The 206-nt window shown below is 51.5% G+C and carries 1 pseudogene; it reads left to right on the plus strand.

The features are described 5' to 3' along the window. Positions 1-14: 14 nt before the first annotated feature. A pseudogene (locus tag CHH91_RS21095) lies at positions 15-206 on the plus strand (D-serine ammonia-lyase); the annotation flags it as partial.

The following is a 206-nucleotide window of genomic DNA, read 5'->3' on the forward strand; positions in this document are numbered from 1 at the left end:
GGAGAGGGATAAACGTGGACATAGCAGGCAAAAACCGAGAGCAATGGTTGGAAGCTTACCCACTCTTACAACAGATTGTATCAACAAAGGAAGTGTGGTGGGCCAATCCGAACAGGCAGCCTGCAAGCAAAGGGCTAGCACGCCTTCCTTTAAAGGAAGAGGACGTAAAGGAAGCAGAACAGCGGTTGCGGCGCTTTGCCCCATAC

The sequence above is a fragment of the Virgibacillus sp. 7505 genome (assembly GCF_002272135.1).
Classification (GTDB): Bacteria; Bacillota; Bacilli; order Bacillales; family Amphibacillaceae; genus Terribacillus.